This window comes from Gemella haemolysans (genome assembly GCF_028308085.1).
GTDB lineage: Bacteria > Bacillota > Bacilli > Staphylococcales > Gemellaceae > Gemella > Gemella haemolysans_D.
In genome coordinates this window covers 25,249-31,457 of the sequence record NZ_JAQMFS010000026.1, presented here as the reverse complement: position 1 = coordinate 31,457, position 6,209 = coordinate 25,249, and the positions used below count along the sequence as shown (strand labels likewise).

6 protein-coding genes and 1 riboswitch are annotated in these 6,209 nt (G+C 32.6%); of the genes, 5 read left to right on the top strand and 1 reads right to left on the bottom strand.

Annotated elements, in window-relative coordinates; genetic code table 11:
- Positions 1–592: 592 nt before the first annotated feature.
- The gene (locus tag PNO30_RS01680) at positions 593–1,492 is read left to right on the top strand and encodes a restriction endonuclease (RefSeq protein ID WP_271986920.1); all 900 of its coding nucleotides are present in this window, start codon (positions 593–595) and stop codon (positions 1,490–1,492) included.
- A gap of 45 nt (positions 1,493–1,537) precedes the next feature.
- Here PNO30_RS01680 and PNO30_RS01675 read toward each other — a convergent pair whose 3' ends face one another.
- A complete protein-coding gene (locus PNO30_RS01675) occupies positions 1,538–1,861 on the bottom strand; it encodes a thioredoxin family protein (RefSeq protein ID WP_271986918.1) in 324 nt (107 codons plus the stop codon).
- 212 nt (positions 1,862–2,073) lie between these two features.
- Positions 2,074–2,209, top strand: a riboswitch (Lysine riboswitch).
- A 95-nt stretch (positions 2,210–2,304) separates the two neighbouring features.
- Between PNO30_RS01675 and lysA the strand changes: the two genes are divergently transcribed.
- The 4 genes from lysA to dapD all read left to right on the top strand — a co-directional run bounded on the left by lysA (position 2,305) and on the right by dapD (position 6,198).
- Positions 2,305–3,597, top strand: a complete 1,293-nt coding sequence (gene lysA / locus PNO30_RS01670) for a diaminopimelate decarboxylase (RefSeq protein ID WP_271986917.1) — start codon at positions 2,305–2,307, stop codon at positions 3,595–3,597.
- Between the two features lie 69 nt (positions 3,598–3,666).
- Complete coding sequence (gene dapA, locus PNO30_RS01665; RefSeq protein ID WP_271986915.1) at positions 3,667–4,557, top strand: 4-hydroxy-tetrahydrodipicolinate synthase; 891 nt, start codon at positions 3,667–3,669, stop codon at positions 4,555–4,557.
- 2 nt (positions 4,558–4,559) lie between these two features.
- Entirely contained in the window at positions 4,560–5,303 is a 744-nt protein-coding gene (gene dapB / locus PNO30_RS01660) for a 4-hydroxy-tetrahydrodipicolinate reductase (RefSeq protein ID WP_271986914.1), read from the top strand.
- Between the two features lie 193 nt (positions 5,304–5,496).
- A complete protein-coding gene (gene dapD / locus PNO30_RS01655) occupies positions 5,497–6,198 on the top strand; it encodes a 2,3,4,5-tetrahydropyridine-2,6-dicarboxylate N-acetyltransferase (RefSeq protein WP_204644466.1) in 702 nt (233 codons plus the stop codon).
- Positions 6,199–6,209: the final 11 nt, after the last annotated feature.

Sequence of the window (6,209 nt, the reverse complement as noted above, 5' to 3'; positions counted from 1 at the left end):
TTTGCACTGACTTTACTAATAATTTCTTAACTCACTACGTTCGTAGAAATTATAGTAGTCGTAGTATAAATTATTCGTAATATTTTTCTTCAGTCTTCGACTTTGAAAAATAAACGACTAACTTAAAAGACGGTGGCTCGTTGAATGATATAAATAACCATCTAACTCGTCAAAGTATATAAAAGATGGTTATTTTTTATTGTCTTTTTTTAGTGCTGAGATACACACACCTACTACAGTTGTAATTAAAAGATTAACACCTATAATAGTTTGTATAATTTCAAACGCAGACAACTTGCTACTCCTTTCGTCCAGATTTTGTTACTTATGAGCATAAGCACCATCTCCTTCCATAGAAAAGTAGCCACCACCTTTATCGGAAGTATTAAACTCCCTAACTTCTCTCTCCACCTCTGATTATAGCAGAAACGAGAAGAGGATACAAAGAAAAATAATAGTTATAAATAATTTAGTATTCTCTCCTAAAATCACGTATATAACCCCTACGTGTCTTTTTTTATGAATAGAATATATGATATAATAAAATTAATATAAACTGATTTCAAAATTTTACTAGCTTTAGGAGAAGGATATGTTTAAGAAATGTTGTAGTAGTAGAAGTGAAAAAAATTATAAAATACACCACAGCCCTAGACCAATTAAACTTTCAGAAGAAATGGATACTGTAATAAAAAAATTACTTTGGTATACACCGAATATTGATTCATACCAATCAGATAAAAATGAATTGATTTCTAATAAGTTATATGATGAATTTTCATTTACCTATGTCATGAATCAAATGGGAATGGATGAAAGTCGTGATGTGAAGTGGATAGGCTCAAAGGATGTTATAAGTAATGATGAATGGAGATTTTTTGAGGAAAATATCTGTTCTAATTGTCAAAAAATAATAGTTGCGAAATATACTACTTTTTCAAAAATAAATGCTTTATTAACAGCGATTAGAAACTGTATAGCACATGGTCATTTTGCTATAGTGGAAGATTATATTATCGGATTTAATAGAAAACTATTAACAAAAGATCCTGAGGGATTAAAGAAATCGGTTATTAAGATTAAACCTAAACTCTTACTTGCAGCTTTAGAGAAGTTAACTTCGCCAATGGGTAAAGAACTATTACTTGCGTATGCTTTTAAAAATGTTGGTTATAAAGTTACGGAGCCCAAAAATAGAAGTAGGGATTTTGATCTATGTCTTGAAAAAAATGGTAAGAAATATGTAGTAGAAATAAAATCATATAAAGGTCAGACATATTTACATCCTGAGCATGTTATGAGATTTCTTAAGAGAGCAGAAGAAAAAGTACCTGACTATGAAAAGATATTACTTATCGATACATCGAGGGTGACTAAGTCAGTAAGACAACTGGAATCAAAAATAAAAGGATTTAGAATTGTTGATATAAATGATGTAAAACTATTACTAGGCGAAGAGCCTGTAGATATATTGGCAAAAGTGAATAACTAATAATAAGAGCGATTCAAAATAATAACTTTGAATCGCTCTTATTTTTTATTTTATTTGTTCACTCACAGTACTTACTTTTTCTAGAATTTCATCAAGACTGAAGTATCCGCTTTTTTGAATAGATAGTCTTCCTTCAATATAAACTTCTACAGTTGGTGCTGAAAGAATGCCTCGTTGAGCAGCAATTTCCATATTTTCTTCTAATGAAATGTAGTATGCTGCGATGTCTTTGTGATCTTCTTGCCATGTGGTAATTCGGTTTTTTATTGAGTGACATGGCATACATGTGGCTGATCCGTATTGAATAATCGCTATGTCATTGTCATTGATAATTTTATTTAAGTCGTCATTTTTTGTGAATTCAATCATATTTTATAATCCTTTATTTTTTATATTAAGAAGAGTCTATTGTGCAATCTTCTTTTAATATGAGTATATTATAGTTGTTTTAAAGAGTAATTACAACTGATACTAATTGTGTATATGTAAACACCAAAACTAGAATATTATAAAAATTTTCTGAAAACTATTGACAATAGTTTTGAAACATGATATCATTTATACAATGTAAATAGATAAGTATTATAAAAAGAGGCCGCGATGACTAATTTAAAAGGTAGCATCGCCGAAGTGATTTATTTCACTGGGGTTATGTCGAACAGGCATAACACTGTCATTAGAAAATGCCCATTTTCTTCATGGTGAGCTTTTTATAATAAGGGCAAGAGGAATAGGATAGAATTATAAGCTAGACTACAAGGACCTTTTGTTCTTGTAGTCTATTTTTTATAACTTATTTGAAGGAGAAAGTAATGAGATTATTTGATGGTATGACGGTAGAAAATGGTGAACTGAATATTTCAGGTGTTGGAGTAAGTGAGTTAAAGGCTCAATATGGCACACCACTTTACGTTTATGATGAAAATATGTTAGTGAACAAATGTAGAACTTTTATTAATAATTTTAAAAGTTCGAAGTTCAATACAGAAGTTCTTTACGCATCGAAGGCTTTTAGTTGTTTAGAAGTATTAAGAATTGCGAGTAGAGAAGGTTTAGGTGTAGATGTGGTTTCACTTGGCGAAATTCATACAGCATATAAAGCTGGATATGATATGAGACGAGCTTATTTCCACGGAAATAATAAAACTCGTGAAGAACTACAATATGCATTAGAAGTTGGTGTAGGAACTATCGTCATAGATAATGACTATGAATATGAAATGATTAATGAAATCGTAAGAGAGAGTGGGAATACTGTAGATGTACTTCTAAGAATTAATACAGGTATCGATGCGCATACTCATGAATACATCAAAACTGCAAAAGATGATTCAAAATTTGGTTATTCAGTATATGATGAAACAATTTATGATTTAATCGCAGATATTAATAATCAAAGCAATCTTAATTTCGTAGGATTCCATTCACATATCGGATCACAAATTTTTGAGAAAACTTCATTTTTCGAAGCTGTAAAAGTGGTTATGGAATTTACGAAAAAAGTTCAAGAAAGATTAGGTTTAACTATAAGTGTTCTTAATCTAGGTGGAGGGTTCGGAGTTTATTATACTGAAGAAGATAGACCTTTTGAACTTGCTGAATTTTTAAGAGAATATATTGAAGTAGTGGAACGTGAAAGTGATAATTTCGGCTTAGATTTAACTAAGGTGGTTATTGAGCCAGGTAGAAGTTTAACATGTAACGCAGGTAGCACATTATATAGTGTAGGTGGAGTTAAGAAAACTTTTGCAGGTCGTGAATATGTGTTCGTTGATGGAGGTATGGCAGATAATCCTCGTTATGCATTATATAAAGCAAAATACGAGGCAATATTAGCTAATAAAATGAATCAAGAAGCTGATACAACTTATACAGTTGCTGGTAAGTGTTGTGAATCTGGAGATATGTTAGTAATGGATGCAAAATTACCTAAAGCTGAGCAAGGTGACTTACTATTAGTATCATCAACAGGGGCGTATAACTACAGTATGAGTAGCAATTACAATAGATTACCGAAATTGCCGGTAGTATTTGTAAAAGATGGAACTAGTCGCCTAGTAGTAAAAGGTGAGACTTTAGAAGATTTAATTAGACAAGATATTTAATTTAAAAAATAACATAAAAAATATTATTAAAAATATATAAAATAAGTTAGAAACAAGGAGAACAAGATTATGACAATTTATACAGGAAGCGGAGTAGCATTAGTAACACCATTTTTCGAGGATGGAAGTGTAGATTATGATACGTTTGGAGAGTTAATCGAATTCCAAATTAGTGAAGGTACAGATGCGATTATCGTAGCGGGAACTACTGGTGAGAGTTCAACTATGCCTGACGATGAGCAAGTAGCGGTAATTAAATTCGCTATTGATAGAGTAGCAGGACGTGTACCTGTTATTGCAGGTAGTGGGGTTAACGATACAGCTCACTCAATTAGATTAAGCCAAGAAATTGAAAAATTAGGACCAGATGCATTATTAGTAGTAACACCATATTACATCAAAACTAGCCAACAAGGTCTAATTGAACACTTTGAAGCAATCGCGAATAGTGTAGATTTACCAATCGTACTTTACAATGTACCAGGAAGAACTGGACAAGTTATGGCGCCTGAGACTATTTTACACTTATCTCAGCACAAAAATATCGTGGCGTACAAAGATGCTGTAGGGGATATTGCTCATACTTTAGCAGTTAGAAACTTAGTAGGGGATAAAATTGATATTTACTCAGGAAATGATGACATTAATGTACCTATTATTTTAGCAGGTGGTAAAGGGACAATCTCTGTTTTAGCTAATGTTTATCCAAAAGCAACTCACTTAATGTGTAAATATGCTTTAGAAAGACAAGTGGATATAGCGTTTGAATTACAACTTAAATACTTAGACTTCATCCACATGTTATTTGCTGAACCAAACCCAATGCCAGTTAAAAAATGTGTAGAATTAATCGGAAAATCAGCTTGTCACTACCGTCTACCTATGACACACGTTGCACCAACATTAGCGACAAAATTAGAGCAAGAAATCGCAAGACTTAATTCATTACAAGGAGAGTAAAAATGAGAGTTTTATTAAGTGGTTATAATGGAACTATGGGACAAGTTCTAAAAAATTATATTCAAGATAGTACTGATTTAGAAATTGTTGCAGGTGTAGGTCGTGAATTATTAGAAGAGAAATTTCCTACTTATACTTCATATGAAAGTTTAGAAAAGGTGGCTGATGTGATTATTGATTTTTCTCATCATGCTGGGACTGCTGAATTAGTGGAGTATGCTAAACGTACAACAACAAAGGTTGTAATAGCGACAACTGGTCATACTGCAGAAGAATTAGAATTAATCGATGAACTAGCGACTCATGTTGGAGTAGTTTTCGCTGGGAATTACAGCTTAGGAGTAAATGTCTTAGTAGAATTAGTGAAAAAAGCTAGTGAATTGTTATTAGGATATGATATAGAAGTTATTGAAAAACACCACAATAAAAAAGTGGATGCGCCTAGTGGAACTGCAAAAATGTTAGTAGATGCGGTTAAAGATGTAGAAGATTATACTAGAGTTTATGGTCGTCACGGAGATATGAAACGCCAAGAAAAAGAGATTGGAATTCACGCGGTTCGTGGTGGAACTATAGTAGGTGAGCATGAAGTGATTTTTGCTGGAGAAGATGAGGTAATTGAGATTAAACATACAGCTCTAAGTAAAAAAATGTTCGCAAAAGGATCTGTTACAGCTGCACAGTGGCTTAACAGTGCACAAGAACCTGGATTATATTCTATGAAAGATGTACTAGGTATAGAATAATAAAGTCAGAAGCGATTCAAATGAGTCTATAGAGGTGATAACAGAGTCGTCTCTAAGTAGTTTATAACTAGATAAATGAAGAAAGTAATCTAGTATAGCACTTAAACAAAGAATATTATAATAAAGTTAGTTTAACATATGTAGAAATTAGATATAAAATAGAAAAAAATCATATAGATAATAGGAGAAAGAAATGAAATCAACAGAAGAGATTATTAAATTTATAGCAACATCTAAAAAGAAAACACCGGTTAAAGTTTATGTTAATTTTAACGCTGATGTAGAATTTCCAGAAACTTTAGAAGTTTATGGTGAAGGAAACTCAAGAGTTATCTTTGCGGATTTTGCTGATTGGGTGGAATTTTACGAAGCTAATAAAGCTGTGGTAGTAAATCACCGTGTAGAAAATGATCGCCGTAATAGTGGTGTGCCGATGATTGATTTAACTCAGTTTAACGCTCGTATCGAACCAGGATGCTCAATTCGTGAACACGTTAGTATCGGAGATAATGCGGTTATTATGATGGGTGCTGTTATTAATATCGGTGCTAAAATTGGTAAAAATACTATGATCGATATGAATGCTATTTTAGGGGGACGTGCAGAAGTTGGAGAAAACTCTCACGTTGGTGCTGGATCTGTGTTGTCAGGTGTTATTGAACCAGCTAATGCTACACCAGTACGTGTAGGTAATAATGTTCTTATCGGAGCTAATGCTGTTATCTTAGAAGGTGTGCAAATCGGAGATAACGCTGTTGTTGCAGCTGGAAGTGTAGTAACGAAAGATGTAGCTAGTGGAGATGTAGTAGCGGGTGTTCCAGCACGAGTAATCAAAACACGTAGTGAAGTTGCAGAAGAAAAAGTAGATATTATCGCAGAATTAAGAAACTTATAATAAAGTAGGAA

Excerpts from the sequence above, each read along its gene's own strand:
- dapA (WP_271986915.1), top strand. The coding sequence starts at position 3,667 with ATGACAATTTATACAGGAAGCGGAGTAGCATTAGTAACACCATTTTTC.
- dapB (WP_271986914.1), top strand. The coding sequence starts at position 4,560 with ATGAGAGTTTTATTAAGTGGTTATAATGGAACTATGGGACAAGTTCTA.
- lysA (WP_271986917.1), top strand. The coding sequence starts at position 2,305 with ATGAGATTATTTGATGGTATGACGGTAGAAAATGGTGAACTGAATATT.
- dapD (WP_204644466.1), top strand. The coding sequence starts at position 5,497 with ATGAAATCAACAGAAGAGATTATTAAATTTATAGCAACATCTAAAAAG.
- PNO30_RS01680 (WP_271986920.1), top strand. The coding sequence starts at position 593 with ATGTTTAAGAAATGTTGTAGTAGTAGAAGTGAAAAAAATTATAAAATA.
- PNO30_RS01675 (WP_271986918.1), bottom strand. The coding sequence starts at position 1,861 with ATGATTGAATTCACAAAAAATGACGACTTAAATAAAATTATCAATGAC.